Source organism: Staphylococcus nepalensis, assembly GCF_014635045.1.
Classification (GTDB): domain Bacteria; phylum Bacillota; class Bacilli; order Staphylococcales; family Staphylococcaceae; genus Staphylococcus; species Staphylococcus nepalensis.
In genome coordinates, this window is the sequence record NZ_BMCF01000001.1 from 269232 (window position 1) to 289109 (window position 19878).

Annotated in this window: 19 protein-coding genes; 14 read left to right on the forward strand and 5 right to left on the reverse strand. The window is 34.4% G+C overall.

The window, feature by feature from the left end; genetic code table 11:
• Window positions 1-23: 23 nt before the first annotated feature.
• The 3 genes from IEU88_RS01370 to IEU88_RS01380 all read right to left on the reverse strand — a co-directional run bounded on the left by IEU88_RS01370 (window position 24) and on the right by IEU88_RS01380 (window position 2353).
• Window positions 24-797, reverse strand: coding sequence for an ABC transporter permease (locus tag IEU88_RS01370; protein ID WP_096808478.1), 774 nt, complete (start codon window positions 795-797; stop codon window positions 24-26).
• On the reverse strand, window positions 794-1444 hold the full coding sequence (locus tag IEU88_RS01375; RefSeq protein ID WP_096808477.1) for an ABC transporter ATP-binding protein: 651 nt from the start codon (window positions 1442-1444) through the stop codon (window positions 794-796). Before IEU88_RS01375 ends, IEU88_RS01370 begins: the two co-directional genes overlap by 4 nt.
• Window positions 1445-1570: 126 nt before the next feature.
• The gene (locus IEU88_RS01380) at window positions 1571-2353 is read right to left on the reverse strand and encodes a CPBP family intramembrane glutamic endopeptidase (RefSeq protein WP_096808476.1); all 783 of its coding nucleotides are present in this window, start codon (window positions 2351-2353) and stop codon (window positions 1571-1573) included.
• Between the two features lie 173 nt (window positions 2354-2526).
• On the opposite strand from IEU88_RS01380, the gene IEU88_RS01385 reads away from it, so the two are divergent.
• Window positions 2527-4110 (forward strand): FMN-binding glutamate synthase family protein, encoded by a 1584-nt coding sequence (locus tag IEU88_RS01385; RefSeq protein ID WP_096808475.1) that lies wholly within the window; start codon window positions 2527-2529, stop codon window positions 4108-4110.
• A 76-nt stretch (window positions 4111-4186) separates the two neighbouring features.
• On the opposite strand, the gene IEU88_RS01390 is transcribed toward IEU88_RS01385, so the two are convergent.
• Window positions 4187-4693 carry a thioredoxin domain-containing protein gene (locus IEU88_RS01390; RefSeq protein ID WP_103373360.1) on the reverse strand — a complete coding sequence of 169 codons (507 nt, stop codon included), beginning with the start codon at window positions 4691-4693 and terminating at the stop codon, window positions 4187-4189.
• Between the two features lie 198 nt (window positions 4694-4891).
• Between IEU88_RS01390 and IEU88_RS01395 the strand changes: the two genes are divergently transcribed.
• On the forward strand, window positions 4892-5968 hold the full coding sequence (locus IEU88_RS01395; protein ID WP_103373361.1) for a M42 family metallopeptidase: 1077 nt from the start codon (window positions 4892-4894) through the stop codon (window positions 5966-5968).
• Between the two features lie 114 nt (window positions 5969-6082).
• Here the strand turns inward: IEU88_RS01395 and IEU88_RS01400 are convergent, their stop codons facing one another.
• On the reverse strand, window positions 6083-6901 hold the full coding sequence (locus IEU88_RS01400; protein WP_096808472.1) for an SDR family oxidoreductase: 819 nt from the start codon (window positions 6899-6901) through the stop codon (window positions 6083-6085).
• A 417-nt stretch (window positions 6902-7318) separates the two neighbouring features.
• On the opposite strand from IEU88_RS01400, the gene ppx reads away from it, so the two are divergent.
• From ppx to hisIE, 12 genes are all read left to right on the forward strand, one after another.
• Window positions 7319-8848 (forward strand): exopolyphosphatase, encoded by a 1530-nt coding sequence (gene ppx, locus IEU88_RS01405; RefSeq protein WP_170006907.1) that lies wholly within the window; start codon window positions 7319-7321, stop codon window positions 8846-8848.
• 67 nt (window positions 8849-8915) lie between these two features.
• Entirely contained in the window at window positions 8916-11075 is a 2160-nt protein-coding gene (locus IEU88_RS01410; protein WP_170006909.1) for an RNA degradosome polyphosphate kinase, read from the forward strand.
• Between the two features lie 278 nt (window positions 11076-11353).
• Entirely contained in the window at window positions 11354-12649 is a 1296-nt protein-coding gene (dsdA, locus tag IEU88_RS01415; RefSeq protein ID WP_103373340.1) for a D-serine ammonia-lyase, read from the forward strand.
• A 321-nt stretch (window positions 12650-12970) separates the two neighbouring features.
• A complete protein-coding gene (locus tag IEU88_RS01420) occupies window positions 12971-13786 on the forward strand; it encodes an ATP phosphoribosyltransferase regulatory subunit (RefSeq protein ID WP_103373341.1) in 816 nt (271 codons plus the stop codon).
• Between the two features lie 16 nt (window positions 13787-13802).
• Window positions 13803-14420: an ATP phosphoribosyltransferase gene (hisG, locus tag IEU88_RS01425; protein ID WP_103373342.1), complete on the forward strand. Its 618-nt coding sequence runs from the start codon at window positions 13803-13805 to the stop codon at window positions 14418-14420.
• A complete protein-coding gene (gene hisD, locus IEU88_RS01430) occupies window positions 14410-15678 on the forward strand; it encodes a histidinol dehydrogenase (RefSeq protein ID WP_371871911.1) in 1269 nt (422 codons plus the stop codon). Before hisG ends, hisD begins: the two co-directional genes overlap by 11 nt.
• Complete coding sequence (locus tag IEU88_RS01435; RefSeq protein WP_096808465.1) at window positions 15665-16678, forward strand: pyridoxal phosphate-dependent aminotransferase; 1014 nt, start codon at window positions 15665-15667, stop codon at window positions 16676-16678. The genes hisD and IEU88_RS01435 overlap by 14 nt, the downstream gene beginning before the upstream one ends.
• On the forward strand, window positions 16647-17225 hold the full coding sequence (gene hisB / locus IEU88_RS01440; RefSeq protein WP_096808464.1) for an imidazoleglycerol-phosphate dehydratase HisB: 579 nt from the start codon (window positions 16647-16649) through the stop codon (window positions 17223-17225). Before IEU88_RS01435 ends, hisB begins: the two co-directional genes overlap by 32 nt.
• Window positions 17222-17800 (forward strand): imidazole glycerol phosphate synthase subunit HisH, encoded by a 579-nt coding sequence (gene hisH, locus IEU88_RS01445; RefSeq protein WP_096808463.1) that lies wholly within the window; start codon window positions 17222-17224, stop codon window positions 17798-17800. Before hisB ends, hisH begins: the two co-directional genes overlap by 4 nt.
• Complete coding sequence (gene hisA / locus IEU88_RS01450; protein WP_103373344.1) at window positions 17793-18497, forward strand: 1-(5-phosphoribosyl)-5-((5-phosphoribosylamino)methylideneamino)imidazole-4-carboxamide isomerase; 705 nt, start codon at window positions 17793-17795, stop codon at window positions 18495-18497. Before hisH ends, hisA begins: the two co-directional genes overlap by 8 nt.
• Window positions 18494-19252, forward strand: coding sequence for an imidazole glycerol phosphate synthase subunit HisF (gene hisF, locus IEU88_RS01455; protein ID WP_103373345.1), 759 nt, complete (start codon window positions 18494-18496; stop codon window positions 19250-19252). Before hisA ends, hisF begins: the two co-directional genes overlap by 4 nt.
• Complete coding sequence (hisIE, locus tag IEU88_RS01460; protein WP_103373346.1) at window positions 19249-19878, forward strand: bifunctional phosphoribosyl-AMP cyclohydrolase/phosphoribosyl-ATP diphosphatase HisIE; 630 nt, start codon at window positions 19249-19251, stop codon at window positions 19876-19878. The genes hisF and hisIE overlap by 4 nt, the downstream gene beginning before the upstream one ends.

Genomic DNA, 19878 nt, shown 5'->3' on the forward strand with positions numbered 1-19878 from the left:
TACTGTACCAATCATATACATTTTCATCGATTATCTTCTGATATATGACGGCCAATTAATTGATCGCGTTGATTAAAGAATTGACGATAGCTTAAATAAGTTGCAATCAATGCTGACATAATAGTTGCAGTCGTATGAATAAACACGACCATCAGTTGAAATTTCACTGCTTCTAATGGTGCTACACCGCCAATAATTAAACCAGTCATCATACCTGGTATAGACACAATACCATATGTCTTCACAGAATCAATCGTTGGTACAATCGCTGTTTTTATACTTTCACGTATTGTACCTTTTGAAGATAGTTTTGGATCTGCGCCTAATGCTAATTTTGCTTCTATTTGACTCATTTCTTTCACGAATTCACGGTCTAAATTTTGATAAGCAAGGTTAATAGCAATCAACCCATTACTTCCAAGCATTCCTGCTATCGGAATAACTTCATTGGGTTTAAAATCAATTGCTCCAGTTAATATAACCCCAAATAATGGTAACGCAACCCCGACAAATATAGCAATGAAAGAAATCCAAAAAACATTATGCATGACTGGCGAAGCCCTACTAATAGTGTTCCAAGAGGCGTTAACAATTATGATTAAGACAAATAATAATAATAACCAAGCTTGATTTACATCAAATATAAAATGAAGTAAATAACCTAAGATAACTAATTGAACGACCGCTCTAATAGTAGCAATTAACAAATCTTTTATGATATGTAACTTCTCTTTATATGAGACGATAATTGGGAAAAGTAAGAGTGTGCCGGTAAGTACTAAAGCTGTCGTGCTCATCTTAAATCCTCCTCCTTCTCTATTTGACCATCAACGATTCTAATGCGTTTTTGAAAGTGTCTCATACTTTGGTCATTACTATGTGTAATCCACAATATACTTACACCTTCATCGGCAAGTTTAAAAATGAGAGATTCAATTTTTTCACTATTATGTATATCTAAAGCACTCGTAGCTTCATCTAGTAATAATATTTTTGGTTTATACATTAACTGTCTAGCTATGGTTATACGTTGTCGCTCTCCACCAGAAAGATGACTTACACTGGTATTAAAGTTATAGTGTCCTAGACCAACCGCTTTCAATAGTGCTTTAGCTCTTTTACGATTAAATTTATCGTTTCTTATATTAGCAGGGAAAGCTAAGTTATCGCCAATCGTTCTATCAAACAAATCACTTTCTTGTAGCAAATAACTCACTTCCATACGTAATTCTTCTGGGTTAATCGTTTCATATGCGTCCCCATTTAGATATAATTCTCCTTGCGTTGGACTTATCAAATTATTAATTAGGCGAAATAATGTACTTTTACCGCTTCCAGAAGGCCCAACAACAGCAATCGTTTCCCCTGATTCTATTTTCAAATTAATCTCTTGAATGATTTTACGGTTATCTATTTGATATGAAACATTTCTGAGTTCTAACATTTTGAACCTCCTAAATACATATATAAGTCGTATTCCCTAATATAATTACTTTATTATGTCATTCATTAGAAAAAGTTAAATAACTTTAATCTATACTCTCAATATGCCATTAAATGAAATAACTATTTATTTTAAAAAGACTATAGCAATAAAAGAAATTAAATTATTGAAAGCATGTAAAGAGATTGAAACAGCTAAATTTTTACCACTTTTTAAATATACAAATACTAATCCTAACGCAATAAATATATAACTACCAATTTCAAATGGCGATGTTGCGCCTAATACATGTATACCAGCAAATAATATAACAGAGAGTACACTTGCAACACCATACGTTATTTTTTTACCTAATTCATGAATAATTAAATGTCTAAATAATAATTCTTCAATGATTGGCGTCAAAACAACAATGTCCACAAATAAAAAGGGAAGCATCCAATTATTTTCAAACATATCCTCCAATATCATTTGGTTTTGCGTCTCACTATATTGCAAAGTTTCTGGTAAAAGTGTCATAAGCCAATCATAAAAACTATTTAATCCAATAGTAGAAATGTATGTAATAAAAATAACAAGTACATACTTACGAACTTGTTTGAATCTTTTTGTAGTCATTGTTTTCAAATTATCGTTTATATGCATCAAATAAAAGCTGAAAATAATACTTATTTCTGCTATGACACCGCCAATAATCAATACATTATGATTACTAAAAAGCGAAGTATCATCTAAATTAAAAGCAGAGTATAAGGCTAATAAAAATATTAATAACATTAGCGGTATGATATTATTCGCTAAGATATAAATGGGGATTAACCAGAAATCTCTTTTTACTACTTTTTGTTTTTGCCATATATTTGTATGTGTAAATTGAGTAATATGAGATTCTGATGGCTTGTCAGTCATATGACACCTTCCTTATGATTATTTATCAATAATATAACATAATTCTATACCTCAATTATAAGTTACTTTATAATTTTTGTATTTTTAAAAATAAAATTTCGAATAACATATTTATATCATTGTAAAATGTATGATTTATTGTAGTATATAATTATATAAAGGGGGAATGTTACATGACTATACTGTCCATTTTGCAGTTCATCGTTAACATTATCATTGTTATTTTCATATTAAGTGTACTAATTTTAGGGGCTATCTTACTTATAAAAGATAAGCGCCAAAAACAACATAGTGTGTTACGCAATTATCCATTATTAGCGCGTATTCGCTATTTCGGTGAAAAAATAGGGCCTGAGTTGCGTCAATATTTATTTTTAGCAGATACTAAAGGAAAACCTTTTTCCAGAAATGATTTCACTAATATTGTATTAGCTGGAAAATATAATTCGAGAATGACGAGTTATGGCACGCAAAATGACTATGAAGATGGGTTTTATATTCAAAATACCATGTTTCCATTACAATCTACAGAATTACATATTGATCAGTCACCTATGATTTCGTCATTTATTTATACCATTGATAACGAACGCTTATTTGATCGAGATGAACATCGGATTGAAGCAGAAATCGATCCTTTTTATTTAGCAGATGAAGACGCCATTATCATAGGTTCTGAATTAAAGCATCCGTTTAAATTAAAACGTTTAGTTGGTCAATCTGGAATGAGTTATGGTGCTTTAGGAAGTCATGCCATCAGAGCACTATCAAAAGGATTAGGACGAGCTGGAACTTGGATGAATACTGGTGAAGGTGGTTTGTCTAAACACCATTTATCTGGAAATGTTGATATCATTTTCCAAATCGGGCCTGGTTTATTTGGTGTTCGCAATGAAGATGGCCAATTTGATATGGATGCTTTTTTAAATTTGGCTAAACAAACGACTATAAAAGCATTTGAAATTAAATTGGCCCAAGGTGCGAAAACACGTGGTGGCCATATGCAAGGTAATAAAGTGACAGAAGAAATCGCAAAAATTCGTAAAGTAGAACCATGGAAAACGATTAATTCACCAAACCGTTTTGAATCGATTAATAATTCTAAAGATTTATTGGATTGGATAACAAAACTACAACAACATGGCCAAAAACCTGTTGGGTTTAAAATGGTTATAAGTAAAGTTTCAGAAGTAGAAACACTTGTGCGGACTATGATTGAAACAGATCAATACCCTAACTTCATTACGGTTGATGGCGGTGAAGGTGGAACCGGCGCAACATTCCAAGAATTACAAGATAGCGTGGGTCTACCATTGTTCACTGCTCTTCCTATATTGACAGGTACTTTAGAAAAATATGGTATTCGTAAACACATCAAAATTTTTGCATCAGGTAAACTTGTAACACCCGATAAAATCGCCATTGCTTTAGGTTTAGGTGCTGATTTAGTCAATGTTGCACGTGGTATGATGATTAGCGTCGGGTGTATTATGAGTAGACAATGTCATATGAACACATGTCCAGTAGGCGTCGCAACCACTGACCCTAAACGAGAAAAAGGCCTAATTATAGAAGAAAAAGAATATCGCGTCACTAATTTTGTAACCAGTTTACACGAAGGGTTATTTAACATCGCCGCTGCGGTAGGTGCAGCCTCACCTACCCAAATATCCAAAGAACATATTATTATCAAAAAGAAAGACGGCAACTTACAATCTATATATGATTATAAATTAAAACTACTTGAACATAACTGATATCAAAAATAAGCGCTCTAATAATTTAAAGTGAATGTCAAACTTTGAAATATCAGAGCGTTTTTTCTTATTATTTTTATTTAATCTGTTTGTTTAACTTGGCTTCTATTGTTTCTTGATCATCATCTAAAGGATTAAATTCAAATGGATTATCATTGATAAAAACAGTAGGAATACCTTTAATACCTCTTTCAAATGCTTCTTCATGAATAGCTAAAGAACGTTCATCTGCTTCTTTATGAGGTGAAAGATTAAAGGCTTGCTTCATCTTTGCTTCAATTGTAGAAAAGTCGACTTTCCATTGGTTCTGAGTTTGATATAACTCACGTATAATCTCTAAGTTTTTTTCTGGTTGTTGATAATCTAGATATATATTGGCTACTGTTCCTTTCAATAATGCTTGTTTTGTTTTATCAAAATGCTTAATGACATGCTGCACCTTTCCTTGCTCAACTAAAGGCGTTAATACAGTATCAGCAGCATAAAAATAATTTTTACAATAAGGACACGCAAAATTTATAAATGATTCCACTTTAATAGGTGCATCATTTGAGCCAAATGTTAAATGTTTAATTTCCGTCATAATTGATCCCTCCACTTTATCTATATTTATATTGAATCACGGAAAAGATTCGATTGCACCTTTTTAGTCTTAGCAAATTACTAAGAATTAAATTAACGTGTTATATTTTTTACAAATGAAGGGTCCAAAGTGCAATCCATTAGAATATCTAGCAGTTCATGATAAAATAAATATAATTATCATATTAGGGGGAATTATATGGACAATTCAGTAAAATTATTAAAAACGTTAACGGATGTGGATGGCATCGCAGGACATGAAAAAGCGGTAAAAACACTTATGCGCGATTATTTAACACCCGTAAGTGATGAAATCGTCGAAGACAATTTAGGGGGTATATTTGGAAAAAAATCTACTACTAACGGAAATAAAACATTAATGGTGGCAGGCCATTTAGATGAAATTGGTTTTGTAGTGACTAAAATCGATAACGATGGTTTCCTAAAATTCACACCTATTGGCGGTTGGTGGAACCAAGTTATGTTATCACAAAAAGTGACAATCACAACGGATCATGGCAAAAAAATCAGGGGCATCATTGGTTCAAAACCACCACATGTATTATCGCCTGAAGAACGTAAAAAAAACGTAGAAATCAAAGATATGTTTATTGATATTGGCGTAAAAAGTAAGAAAGAAGCTGAACAATTCGGTATTGAAATTGGTAATATGGTCACACCATATAGTGAATTTGAAACACTTGCGAACAATAAATATTTAACTGCAAAAGCTTTTGACAATCGTTATGGTTGTGCCCTTGCGGTAGATGTCTTAAATAACCTTACCAACGCATCTATCGATATTAACTTAGTCTCCGGTGCAAATGTACAAGAAGAGGTCGGTCTTCGTGGTGCCAAAGTTGCAGCTAATAAAATCAAACCTGACTTAGCACTTGCAGTAGACGTAGCTGTTGCATATGACACACCAGGCATGTCTGGCCAAACAAGCGAAACGGCTATTGGTCAAGGACCGGTTGTCATTATTATGGACGCATCCAACATAGGCCATGTTGGGTTTACAAAACACATCAAAGCAGTTGCTCAAAAACATAACATAGATATTCAATTAGATTCCACGCCTGGTGGCGGCACTGACGCTGGTAGTATTCATGTCGCTAACGAAGGTATTCCTACAGTATCAATTGGTGTTGCACTACGTTATATGCACTCCAATGTTTCCGTATTGCATACAGACGATTATAAAAACTCTGTAGCCTTAGTAACTGAAATAGTCAAATCTCTAAACGATGAAACAGTGGATGAAATCATCTGGTAATAAACTAAATATGAAATAAGATAAGCCGTGAGCATTAATCAAATTGATTTGCTCACGGCTTTTTAATACCACTTTATAACATTTGGTTTCAAATTATATGAATTTAGCAATTCGTTATTTAGTGGATTTTTTCCAACTATCATCACTCAACATTTCACCTGGCCATGTGTATGCCATCACACCACCGTCGATTGTAATTGATTCACCAGTGATAAACGAGCTATCATCTGATGCTAAAAATGCAACAAGTTTACCTACTTCTTCAGGCGTTCCTAATCGACCTAAAGGCGTCATCCACTTCTGATTTTCTCTGAATATTTGTCCATTTTCCTCGGATTTTGTCCCCGTCAATTTATCTATAAGTGGCGTTTCTATAGTACCTGGAGCGATTGCATTTGCTCTAATATTTTCACGGCCGTATTCAATTGCCGTTGAACGCGTAAAATTAATAATGCCTCCTTTTGCGGCATTATAACCCGAACGATTTAGGTCTGCAGCATGGCCCGAAAATGACGAAGTATTAATAATGGAACCGCCTTTTGACATCATTAATGGTAAGAAAAACTTTGTCATGAGAAATGTTCCTCTTAAATCTACACTCATAATTTTGTCAAATACATCAATTGGATATTCATGAATACGGCCTGCTGGGTTATCAACACCTGCATTATTAAATAATACATCAATTTGTCCATAATCCGATTCAATAGATTGAGCCAGTCGTTCTATAGCATGCTCATCTGAGACATCAACTGTATAGCCTGAAGCTTTATACCCGGCGTTATTAATTGCTTTCACAGTGTCATGGACAGATTCTGATATATCGACAGCTAACACGTGCGCGCCTTCCTCAGCCATAATGCGAGCAGCGGCTGCTCCAATGCCGGTACTCACACCAGTTAATACAGCGATTTTGTTATCTAATCTTCCCATATATTACACCTCTTTTTTAATTTTTCTTTCTTCTGTTTCAACACTCTTTATTTTATTCATTTCCTTTTTTAATTAACTTTGAAACTTATATGTAGTCTTATCTATTGCTACTACTTGTTTGTCACATGCTTACAATATATTTTTTAAAATTTATAATACTAATTTCAAAATGAGTTTGTTATAATTTCGATAACTTACTGAAGGAGGTCGTTACGGTGTCTTCAAATATGAGAGAAAAACCAACAGTTATTAATAGATTTTTAAATATCAAAGATAGATCTGTTCAAAAAAATAAATGTTTAATTGAATAATATTTAAATAAAGTATCACAAATTATGTTATTTATTGTAATATAAAGAACAAAAATGGGTAAATAATACTTATAAAAGTAATTTTACCTCATTTGTTTAGGAGGACATTATGGAACGCATAGGCCTAGTAGATATCGGATCAAATACAATTAGATTAGTTATCTTTGAGTTCGATTCAAAAACAGGATTAAATGAAATTTTAAATATTAAAACACCGGCACGTTTGAGCCAATACTTAACCGATGATTTAACTATGAACCAAGATGGTATCGACGTATTGACATCCACACTACACAGTTTTAAAGCAGTTGCCGATAAATTCAAAGTAAATGAATTACATCCTATTGCTACTGCCGCGATACGACAATCTACGAACCAACACGCTATTATCGAACATATCAAAAATGAACTTAATATAAATATTAAAATTATCCCTGAGCAAGAAGAAGCATTTTATGGGTTTTATGCCATCACACACACAACTGATGTAGAAAACGGTGTGTCTATCGATATCGGGGGTGGCTCTACAGAAGTCACTTTATTCAAAGATAAGGCAATGATTGAAGCACATAGTTTTCCATTTGGTGTGGTAACATTAAAACGAAAATTCTTTGAAAATAAAGATCATAATGATAAATCTGCTATTAAAACGATGGAGAAATTCTTATCCAAGCAATTTGAACAACTTCCATGGTTACAAGATAGAGAAATTGCCTTAGTAGGAATTGGTGGCTCAGCTCGTAATGTTGCACGTATACATCAATCTGAGCATTCTTACCCTATCGGTGGCGTTCATAACTACACGATGTCTGAGGGAGATATTGATGAGGTTTATACAATAATCAAGAAAAGTTCCCGTGACGCGTTAAAAGACATAGATGGATTAAGTAGAGATCGTATAGACATCATAATACCTGCAGTTTCCGTGTTTAAAACACTGTTCAAAAAGATAAATGCCACACACTTTACTTTCTCACGTAAAGGACTACGTGAAGGTTATGTTATGAAAACAATCGCTGAACGCCATCCTCGAGAATTTAGAAAAGAAAATATTCAAAAAGATGCATTATATCATTTGGCTAACGAGTATAGCATTGAAGAATCAAGTGCAAAACAACGCGTCAAATTAGCCCAGTCATTGTTAACGCAGCTTATTGAACTAGACAAAATTCAAGTTACTCATAAAGAACAAGCACTATTTGTTGAAGGCGCGTATTTATATTATTTAGGTAGATTTATTGATTCTGATTCGAGTTCGCCCCACACCTATTATATTATTGCGAATTCAATGATTGATGGCTTCTCACATGAAGATCGTGTCAAATTAGCAATGTTGGCAAGCTTTAAAAATAAATCACTGTTAAAATTTTACAATCAAGAAACGAAATGGCTACGCGGTAAAGCGTTAGATAACATTCAATTTTTAGGTGGCATTATCAAATTTGTAAACGCGCTCAACATATCACATACAAACCCCGTTGAACGTCTCGAATTACGTCACGATAGTAATGGATTCACGTTATACGTTCATTATATTGGTGAACCAATTGCTGAATCATACCAATCTCTTAGACAAAAAAAACATATCGAGAAAATTTTAAAAGAAAATCTTTCTATCATCTTTACAAAATCTTAAAATTCATATGATAAATTATACGTAGTAAAACATGTTATTAAGACTACAATAAGGTGGAATTAGAATGGTGCAGAAGAAATTGGGAGAGAAGGATTTAAATTTACCAAATTATTATAACAATAGAGAATTAAGCTGGTTGGACTTTAACTATAGAGTGTTACAAGAAGCAGAGGATAAAAATAATCCATTATTAGAGCAACTTAAATTCATTTCTATATTTAGTTCCAATTTAGATGAATTTTTTATGGTTCGTGTAGCTGGTTTACAAGACCAAGTTAAAATGGGATATGATAAACCAGAGAATAAAGCACAATTAACGCCTAAAGAACAGCTCGAACAAATAAAGATTAAAAATACAAAATACGTAGATTTACAATATAAACGTTATAAAGCGTTAACTGAAAATTTAAAACAACACCGTGTTGAAATAACACGTCCTGAATTATTACCTGAGTCATTATTGTCGCAATTAGAACACGAATTTAAAACAGGTATCTTACCTACATTAACACCATTAGGTATTGATGCTTACCATCCTTTCCCAAAACTTAATAATAAAAGTTTAAACATATTTGTAGATATCGACACAGAAGAAGCAATCAATTCAGCTATTGTACAAATTCCTTCATTAATCCCACGATTTTATACGTTAAATCAAGGGCAAACTCAATACGTTTTAATGTTGGAAGATATCATTATATTTTATATTCATCTTTTGTTTACTGGCTACGAGGTATTAAACACCTTTACATTTAGGATCACACGTAATGCAGACTTAACCATTCATGAAGATGGTGCCGAGGATTTATTAATTGAAATAGAACGCTTTTTAAAAGAGCGAAAACGCGGTACCGCAGTGCGTTTAGAGGTAGATGGACGACACGCAACTCATGAAGACATCCTCTGGATTATGAACCAACTGGAAGTTTATGACAACGATGTCTATTTTGTAGACGGTCCTTTGGATTTAACTATGTTGTTTGGGCTAGTTGATTACTTATCTAATCGGTTAAAGCATTTAACTTATAACAAATATGTACCACAACCACCTCAATCATTAGAAAGTGAAGATATATTTGATTTATCTTTAAAACGGGATATTTTCTTTCATCACCCCTATGAATCATTTGAACCAATTGTAGACTTTATTCGTGAAGCTGCAAATGATCCTAGTACAATTGCCATCAAACAAACACTGTATCGTGTAAGTAAAGATTCTCCTATTATCAATAGTTTAAAGACAGCTGCTGAAAATGGTAAACAAGTGACAGTGCTTGTTGAATTAAAAGCACGCTTTGATGAAGAAAATAATGTTCAATGGGCTAAAATGTTAGAAGACGCAGGGTGTCATGTCATTTATGGCATGACTTATTTAAAAACACACAGTAAAATTTCGCTCGTAGTGAAACGTACTAATAATCAACTTACCTCGTTTGTACATTTAGGTACTGGAAACTACAATGACAAAACTGCAAAATTATATACAGATATGGGTATCATCACAACAAACAAAGCAATAGCAGAAGATGCCATCAACTTCTTTAATTACCTGAGCGGCTATACACTTAAACCTGAATATAATAAGCTCATTGTTGCACCATATGATATACGTGATGTATTTTTAGCTCGAATCGATAATGAAATTAAACTTCACCTTGAACATGGTAATGGGAAAATTATGATGAAGATGAACTCTTTAACAGATAAAGATATTATTCTTAAACTATTTGAAGCCTCACGTGCTGGTGTTCAAGTTCAATTAATTATTCGTGGTATATGTTGCTTAAAACCTGGTATACCAGGCATCAGCGACAACATAGAGGTCGTAAGTATCGTTGGCCGTTTTCTTGAGCATTCGCGCATATATTACTTTCATAACAACGGAGATGAACAAATTTATCTCTCTTCAGCTGATGCAATGACACGTAATATGATTAAACGCGTAGAAATATTGTTCCCGGTAGAAGATAAAGCCATCGCAAAACGTTTATTAGACTATATGAATTTACAATTATCAGATAACCAAAAAGGTCGTTATCAAGACCAACAAGGGCATTATCATTACATTCATAACAATTTGTCACCATTAAATTCTCAAGCCTATCTAATGAAAGAAGCTATCACATTTGGCCAAAAATTGAAGGAAGCTTCAACCCGCCCTGAAGCATCTCCCATACAATCTAAAAATAGATGGTTTTCTAAATTAAAAGACACTTTTAAACGCTGAGTGTACTTGTAATCATGCTTAAAATTAACTTTACCTATAACCAAAAAGCGCCTGAGACATAAATTAACGTCTGAGGCGTTTTTATAATCTTAATACTCAATGACAAATTAAATTTCATCCATCAGACACCATCCATGAAATATGACATTTTCATTATGACATGCTCTTTGCTATTCAACCTCATATATGTCGTTATACATTTTGGTTTTAAACCCATTTCAATTATTAATCTTTGTTATAATGAATGCATATAATTTCCTATACGAGGTGGTTTGTCCATGATAGAACTTAAAAAATTAAAAGCGCATTTTCCATTAATAAATGAAATGCAACACTATAACCCTATATTTTGGAAAAATCCAAATTTCCGTAAAAATGCAACATTTCCTTTTACATTGAATGACATAGAAGATGCAGCAGCAAGATTAGAACGTTTTAGCAGTTATATTCGTAAAGTTTTTCCTGAAACCGAAAAAGATAATGGCATCATCGAATCTCCACTAAAAGCAATCCCTTTCATGCAACAAGCATTAACTAAATCTGAACATCTCGAACAAAGTGGTAAATTATGGCTTAAATGCGATAGTCATCTTGCTATATCAGGTTCTATTAAAGCGAGAGGTGGCATATATGAAGTTCTTAAATTAGCTGAAACAATTGCTATACAAGATGGTAGTTTAAAACAATCTGATGATTATCAAGTTTTAGCAGAGCCCTATTTTAAGGATCTCTTTAACCAATATACGGTTGCCGTGGGTTCAACTGGCAATCTCGGTTTAAGTATTGGTATGATGAGCGCCCAGTTTGGTTTTCAAGTAACCGTGCATATGTCTAGTGATGCGCGTCAATGGAAGAAAGACTTACTCCGCTCCCATGGTGTTGAAGTGGTAGAGCATCAATCTGATTATCAATATGCGGTAGCTGAAGGAAGAAAAGCTGCAGAAAGTGATCCTACATGCCATTTTGTTGATGATGAAGGTTCTGCCGATTTATTTTTAGGCTACACAGTCGCTGCATTACGATTAAAAACACAACTCAGTAATGAAGGGATACAAGTAGATGCAGAGCATCCCCTTTTTGTATACTTACCCTGTGGTGTTGGCGGTGGCCCTGGTGGTGTCGCTTTTGGTTTGAACCAAGTATTTGGTGAGCATGTATATTGTCTATTCGCTGAACCAACACATGCGCCTTGTATGACTTTAGGCATGATGACACAATATCATGACCAAATAGCTGTCACAGATATTGGTTTAGATGGACAGACAGATGCAGATGGCCTTGCAGTCTCGAGACCTTCTACACTGGTTGGTGAAATTATGAACACATTATTATATGGTGCTTATACAATAGAAGATCAACAAATGTATCGCTATTTATATATGCTTAGTGAAAAGGAACAAATATTTATTGAACCATCTGCAGCTGCAGGCTTCGCAGGAATAAAGGAAGTATTAAATCATGCAGATAGCCATAAAATTAACCTAGCTAACGCTAACCATATCGTTTGGGCGACAGGAGGGAATATGGTACCTAAAGAAGAAATGCTCAAATACGTAGAACAAGGAAAGCAATAATATCATATAAACAGAAACTGTAAAGCATCCTTTTAAAATGCTAGCCCTTATACAAGCGCCTTAGCGCTTGTATTTCTTTTCCCTATTCTTCCTTATTGGGTCGGGTAGCGAAATCATTTTATAAAATACGATTTCTACCCTAATCCCTTCTTAACTTTATGATCTAAAAACAATATACCAACTATCCTTCTAAATAAATGGTAACAATTATTTTCTGAATATTTATTGAATTCTAAATTTAACTGTGTTAAAGTATGTTTTATCAATTCACTTTAGTTCGGTAGAGAAACAAAGTAATCAATAAAGGATGGTCATTATATTATGAATACGCAAACACTTATTACTAATAAAGAATATGAATTAGATTTTTTAAAACACTTTCAGCAAGCAGGTTTTAGTCTTGTTGATTTTAGTTTTATAGAATCTTTATCTTGGCAATCACTTACTTCTGATGATTTACAACAAATGACTGAGCGTAGTTTTTGGCAACATGACCATCATATTTTTGCGTTACGCAATGATTTTACTGATCAATTACTACGTTACTATAGTAACTATCAACCGCAACAACAATGCATTGCCTATGCTGGACCAATTGTCAGAAATAATGAAGTTTATACTCAGTTGGGTATTGAACATTACAACCCAACTGTTAATGATATGCAAAACGACTTTAAAACATTTTACCAATATATTAAATATACATTGAACGATGATATTGATTTCGTCATCTTAGGTCATTATCAATTAATTGATTTATTATTATCTTCTAAAGCTCAAACACAACGTATTTTAAACCTTGTACAAGAGCGTAATATTTCAGAGTTATCAGCTCAATTAGGTCTTGCTCACCCTGTGGTTCAATTATTAACTACTAAAACAACTGAGCAGCTCGATCTATTAGGTCAATTGTTTCCCAATGATCACCGTACCATTCAATCATTACGTCGTTGGGAACAATGGTTTAAATCACAAGGCATTACAGAAATTCATTTAGATATCACACCCCAGCCGCCGCGCTCTTATTACAAAGGCGCTTTTATGAGATGTCATTTAAAAAACAACAAAACAAAACGACTCACAGGTGGATTTTATAAAGGCCCGTTAGAAGGTTTTGGTTTAGGATTTATACTTTAACAAAGGAGAGAATGTCATGCTTACTGTCGCATTAGCAAAAGGGAGACTACTTAAAAGTTTTATTAAGTATTTAAATGAGGTTGAAGAACCAAACATCGCGCGTGCACTGGAACAAAGAGAACGCCAATTATTAATAACTGTAAATGAAATACAATTCATTTTAGTAAAAGGTAGTGATGTACCGATTTATGTAGAACAAGGTGTAGCAGATATCGGTATTGTCGGAAGCGATATATTAGAGGAAGGCAATTATGTTATTAATAATTTGCTTGATTTACCGTTTGGTGAGTGTCATTTCGCACTAGCGGCTAAACCAGAGACACATACATTTAATAAAGTTGCGACTTCATTTACACAAACGACACGTCAGTATTTTGAAGCACAGGGTCTAGATGTAGAACTTGTTAAGCTATCTGGTTCAATCGAATTAGCATGTTTAGTCGATATGGTAGATGGTATAGTTGATATCGTTCAAACAGGCACCACTTTAAAATCAAATGGTTTAGTCGAAAAAGATCAGATTAAAAATGTTAATGCAAAATTGATTACAAATAAAGCATCATACTTTAAAAAATCATCTGAAATCGATGATTTAATTAAAATATTGGAGGTGTCTCTCATTGATTACAAATAAATCAACATTTTTAAATAACTATTTAAATCAATCATCATTAAATGAAGATTTATATCCCATTGTTAAGTCCATTTGTGACAACGTTAAGCAACAAGGCGATGAAGCATTAAAACATTATAATCAACAATTAGATCATGTAGATACGCCCCAATTAGAAATTCCAAAAGATAACTTAAAAATAGCCTATAACCGTATTGATGCATCACTACGTGAAGCACTTGAACATAGCCACGCAAGAATCAAAGCGTATCAAACCTCAATTAAATATGATCATCAACAAACATCTTCTGAATGTTATGAGTTATATCATCCTTTAGAACGGGTTGGTGTCTACGTTCCAGGTGGGAAAGCCAGCTATCCTTCTACCGTATTAATGACTGTAACGCTTGCAAAAGTTGCCGGCGTGAGCAATATCGTAGTCGTAACGCCACCACAACCCGAAGGCTTACCTGATGTTGTACTTGCTTCATGTTATATTGCTGGGGTTGATCAAGTTTATCAAGTAGGAGGTGCTCAAAGTATTGCTGCGCTTGCTTATGGCACAGAAACTATTCCCAAGGTAGATAAAATTGTCGGCCCTGGAAATCAATATGTTGCTTACGCTAAAAAGTATTTATTTGGTCAAGTCGGTATAGATCAAATTGCTGGCCCAAGTGAGATTGCGCTAATCATTGATCATACAGCTGATTTAGATGCCATCACTTATGATGTTTTTGCGCAAGCAGAGCATGATGAATTGGCTAGAACATTTGTTATCAGTGAAGATGAAGTATTATTACACCAATTAGAAGATAAAATTCAACAAGCCCTATCACAAATTGAACGTCAACCCATCGTTGCAGCAAGTTTGGCACATAACCATTTTTTAATTGCAGTAGACGATTTCGCAGAAGCATGCGATTTGATGAATCAAATTGCTCCAGAACACGCTTCTATTCAAACTAAACAACCACACGATTATTTAAATCATGTGAAATATGTAGGCGCACTTTTCTTAGGTCATTATTCTCCTGAAGTGATTGGCGACTATGTTGCTGGTCCAAGTCACGTGCTGCCTACGAATCAAACGGCACGTTTTACAAATGGATTATCTGTAAATGACTTCTTAACACGTCATTCTGTCATAGATTTATCCCAACAGACATTTAATGATATCGAACAATCAGCACGTAGGTTAGCGAACGTTGAGCACTTGTATAACCACGAACAATCAATTGAAACACGAACAGCAAAGGAGACGCACAATGATCAGAATTAACAAAAATGAAAGCCCACTCAAACCATTATCTAATGAACAGCTTGCAACAATTATTCAACAGGCGGCATTTAATCTTTACCCCGATGATGAATATGAACGCTTTAAACAAGCTTACGCTGAGTACCATCAAATATTACCGGATCAAGTCATCGCTGGTAATGGATCTGACGAACTAATTCAAAAATTGATGTTAATCATGCCAGAAGGCCCAGCGTTAACATTGAACCCTGATTTTTTTATGTACCAAGCATACGCACAACAGGTTGCGCGCCCTATTGAATTTGTATCGTCAAATCCAGATTTAACTTTTGCTCTCGAAGATATTCTTAATCGTATTGAGGAAGTACAACCGTCATTCTTTATTATGAGTAACCCGCATAATCCATCAGGTGTGCAATATAGCACAACTTTTTTAACAGCTATTGCTGACAAGATGCATGCTGTGGGCGGGTATTTTATTATCGATGAAGCTTACTTAGATTTTGGTGAGCCTTATGACATCAAGATGCAACCTCATATCATTCAAATGCGCACGCTCTCTAAAGCATTCGGAATTGCTGGGTTGCGTCTAGGTGTGTTAATTGGTACAACAGACACAATTCAACTCATTCAAAGAATCGAACACCCTTATCCCTTAAATACCATCACACTTCATATTGCAATTTACATGTTTGAACATCAAGCAATGATACGTGATTTTGTAAAACATCAAAGACAACTCGCACATAAACTTAAAGCAATGTTTAATGAATTAGTATCAGATGTAATGGTTGTCTATCCTTCTGCAACTAACTTTGTCTTAACTAAAGGCGCAACTGCACAAAGTTTGGGTAGATATATTAAAGCGCATGGTTACTTACCGAGATTATATGACGAACCAGAAATGGCTGATTATGTACGCTATTCTATTGCAACAGATGAACAATTAGATGAATTATATACGCTTATTAAAAATTGGAGGTCAAACTATGATAGTCAACAAAACACGCAATACAGCTGAAACCCAATTAACGATTTCTCTTGCTGATGACCACCGTGAAAGCCATATTAATACAGGTGTTGGATTTTTAGATCATATGTTGACACTCTTTACATTTCACAGTCAATTATCTATCAAAATAGAAGCAAATGGTGATACACAAGTAGATGACCATCATGTTACAGAAGATATCGGTATTGTACTTGGCCAATTATTATTAGAACTAGTTAAAGAACGAAAATACTTTCAACGCTATGGTGTAAGCTATTTACCAATGGATGAAACACTAGCGCGTACAGTAATAGATATTAGCGGTCGGCCTTACTTGTCTTTTAACGCGCAATTGAGCAAAGAGAAGGTAGGCACATTTGATACTGAACTTGTAGAAGAATTTTTCAGAGCATTAGTAATCAATTCACGTCTAACAACACACATTGATTTGCTACGTGGTGGTAACACGCATCATGAAATCGAAAGCATTTTTAAATCATTTGCGCGTGCGTTAAAAGATGCATTAACACCAATCGATATTAAGGTTACACCCTCTTCTAAGGGCGTGATTGAATGATTGCCATTATTGACTACGGTTTAGGTAATATTAAAAATATACAACGTGCGATAACACATTTAGGCTATGAAACGAAATTAACGGATAAAAAAGAAACTATTATAGCAGCAGATATCATTATCTTGCCTGGCGTAGGTCACTTTAAAGATGCTATGCAAGCTATTGAATATCGTGGTTTGAAAACTATTTTACAATCTATAACAGACAAGCCCATTATCGGTATTTGTCTAGGTATGCAGCTGCTATTTGAGCATAGTGATGAAGGTCATGTGAACGGGTTACAACTTTTCCCAGGAAATATTATACCTATCCATACAGCTTATCCAGTACCCCATTTGGGTTGGAATAATTTAATTAGCAACCGTAACCTTTTAACACAAGACGTCTATTTTGTACACTCATACCAAGCTGAAATGTCTGAACACGTGATTGCTTATGCAGATTATGGCGCATTAATTCCGGCAGTCGTCCAATATAAAAATTATATCGGCATCCAATTCCATCCAGAAAAAAGTGGCGAAGGTGGTTTGGCTATACTTAACCAAGCTTTGAAAGGCGGTTTCTTAAATGATTAAAATTTGGCCAGCAATTGATTTAATCAATGCAACAAGTGTAAGGCTAACAGAAGGAAAATATGATTCAGAAGAAAGAATGACACGTAGCGCTGAAGAAAGCATTACTTTTTACAATCAATTTAACTGTGTCAATCGTATTCACATCGTTGATTTAATCGGCGCAAAGCAACAAACCTCAATTGAAAAAAACTACATTAAACACCTAAGAACCTTAACAAATAAACCTATGGAAGTCGGTGGTGGAATCCGTAGTCATGAAACTATAGATGCCTACCTAGCTGATGGCATTGACTATTGTATTATAGGGACTAAAGGCATTCAAGATATGGATTGGTTAACTGAAATGGCTCATGAATATCCAAACCAACTGTATCTTTCGGTAGACGCTTATCATCGTGAAGTGAAAATAAATGGTTGGGAACAAGATGCACAATTGGATTTATTTGATTTAGTTAAACAAATTGAGTCGCTGCCCTTAGGCGGTATCATTTATACCGATATTTCTAAAGACGGCCGCTTATCCGGGCCCAATTTTGAAATAACTGCTCAACTCGTAAAAGCAACTCAAAAACCTGTTATCGCTTCTGGTGGTATTCGTCATCAACAAGATTTAACACAATTAGAAAATGCTGGTGTCTATGCTGCAATCGTTGGTAAGGCCGCGCATAACGCTGATTTTTGGGAGGGGTTATCATGATTAAAAAAAGAATTATACCCTGTTTAGATGTTAAAGATGGGCGTGTTGTCAAAGGCATACAATTTAAAGGCTTACGCGATATTGGTAATCCTGTTGATTACGCACTTTATTACAATGAGCAAGGCGCGGATGAGTTAGTCTTTTTAGACATATCTCGTACGGAAGCCGGACACGGGCTCATGCTAGATGTAATTGAAGAAACTGCTGAAAAACTTTTCATCCCGTTGACTGTCGGTGGCGGTATATCCACAATCGATGACATTTCTCAATTGTTAAACCATGGTGCTGATAAAGTCTCTCTCAACTCGAGTGCATTAAATCACCCTAACTTTATTAAGCAAGTTAGTGAAAAATTTGGTAGCCAATGTATATGTATAGCAATTGATAGTAACTTTGACAGTGAGTTAAATGATTATTTTTGTTATACGCATGGTGGAAAAAAACGTACAGACAAACGTGTGTATGATTGGGTTCAAGAAGTCGAGTCACTAGGTGCTGGAGAGCTTTTAATTACCAGTATGACGCATGATGGTATGAAACAAGGCTTTGATGTCAAACACTTACATGAAATTGAGCAACTTGTTAATATCCCCATTATTGCTTCAGGCGGCGGTGGAACACCAAAACATTTTGTTGACTTGTTTAAACAAACTAATGTATCAGCAGGACTAGCTGCTAGTATACTACATGATAAAGAAACAACGGTAGATGAAATCAAACAAACAATGGCACAAGGAGGTATCCCAATTAGATGACTCAACAACCAGATTTTAGTAAAGGGCTTATACCCGCAATATTACAAGATGTCAATACGAAACAAGTACTGATGCTTGGATATATGAATGAAGCAGCTTATAACAAAACAGTCACTCATGGATTAGTTTGTTTTTATTCTCGTTCTAAAGAGCGCTTATGGACTAAAGGTGAAGCATCTGGCCATACACAAGTTGTGCAAGATATTCATTTAGACTGTGATCAAGACACTTTACTAATTGATGTAATACCAAATGGCCCCACTTGTCATACTGGTAGTCAAAGCTGTTTCAATACTGATGTACCGTTTTATATACAACAATTAGAAGATGCCGTGAGCGATAGCGCAGCATCTCATAAAGAAAATTCGTATACGCAATATTTGTTAAACGAAGGTTTGGAAAAAATAACTAAAAAATTTGGTGAAGAAGCATTTGAAGTTGTCATCGGTGCGATGAAATCTGATCACCAAGAAGTGACAAACGAAACTGCTGATTTAATGTACCACCTTTTCGTACTATTACATGCTTTAAATATAGAATTTAAAGATGTTGAAGCGGTGCTTGCACAACGGCATCAAGTAGCAAATAACTTTAAAGGAGAACGTTCAGATATTAAAGATTGGTAA

Bases quoted from the DNA above. Each gene is read 5' to 3' on its own strand.
- IEU88_RS01370 (WP_096808478.1), bottom strand. From the start codon at position 797: ATGAGCACGACAGCTTTAGTACTTACCGGCACACTCTTACTTTTCCCA.
- IEU88_RS01375 (WP_096808477.1), bottom strand. From the start codon at position 1,444: ATGTTAGAACTCAGAAATGTTTCATATCAAATAGATAACCGTAAAATC.
- IEU88_RS01380 (WP_096808476.1), bottom strand. From the start codon at position 2,353: ATGACTGACAAGCCATCAGAATCTCATATTACTCAATTTACACATACA.
- IEU88_RS01385 (WP_096808475.1), top strand. From the start codon at position 2,527: ATGACTATACTGTCCATTTTGCAGTTCATCGTTAACATTATCATTGTT.
- IEU88_RS01390 (WP_103373360.1), bottom strand. From the start codon at position 4,693: ATGACGGAAATTAAACATTTAACATTTGGCTCAAATGATGCACCTATT.
- IEU88_RS01395 (WP_103373361.1), top strand. From the start codon at position 4,892: ATGGACAATTCAGTAAAATTATTAAAAACGTTAACGGATGTGGATGGC.
- IEU88_RS01400 (WP_096808472.1), bottom strand. From the start codon at position 6,901: ATGGGAAGATTAGATAACAAAATCGCTGTATTAACTGGTGTGAGTACC.
- dsdA (WP_103373340.1), top strand. From the start codon at position 11,354: ATGATAGAACTTAAAAAATTAAAAGCGCATTTTCCATTAATAAATGAA.
- IEU88_RS01420 (WP_103373341.1), top strand. From the start codon at position 12,971: ATGAATACGCAAACACTTATTACTAATAAAGAATATGAATTAGATTTT.
- hisG (WP_103373342.1), top strand. From the start codon at position 13,803: ATGCTTACTGTCGCATTAGCAAAAGGGAGACTACTTAAAAGTTTTATT.
- IEU88_RS01435 (WP_096808465.1), top strand. From the start codon at position 15,665: ATGATCAGAATTAACAAAAATGAAAGCCCACTCAAACCATTATCTAAT.
- hisB (WP_096808464.1), top strand. From the start codon at position 16,647: ATGATAGTCAACAAAACACGCAATACAGCTGAAACCCAATTAACGATT.
- hisH (WP_096808463.1), top strand. From the start codon at position 17,222: ATGATTGCCATTATTGACTACGGTTTAGGTAATATTAAAAATATACAA.
- hisA (WP_103373344.1), top strand. From the start codon at position 17,793: ATGATTAAAATTTGGCCAGCAATTGATTTAATCAATGCAACAAGTGTA.
- hisF (WP_103373345.1), top strand. From the start codon at position 18,494: ATGATTAAAAAAAGAATTATACCCTGTTTAGATGTTAAAGATGGGCGT.
- hisIE (WP_103373346.1), top strand. From the start codon at position 19,249: ATGACTCAACAACCAGATTTTAGTAAAGGGCTTATACCCGCAATATTA.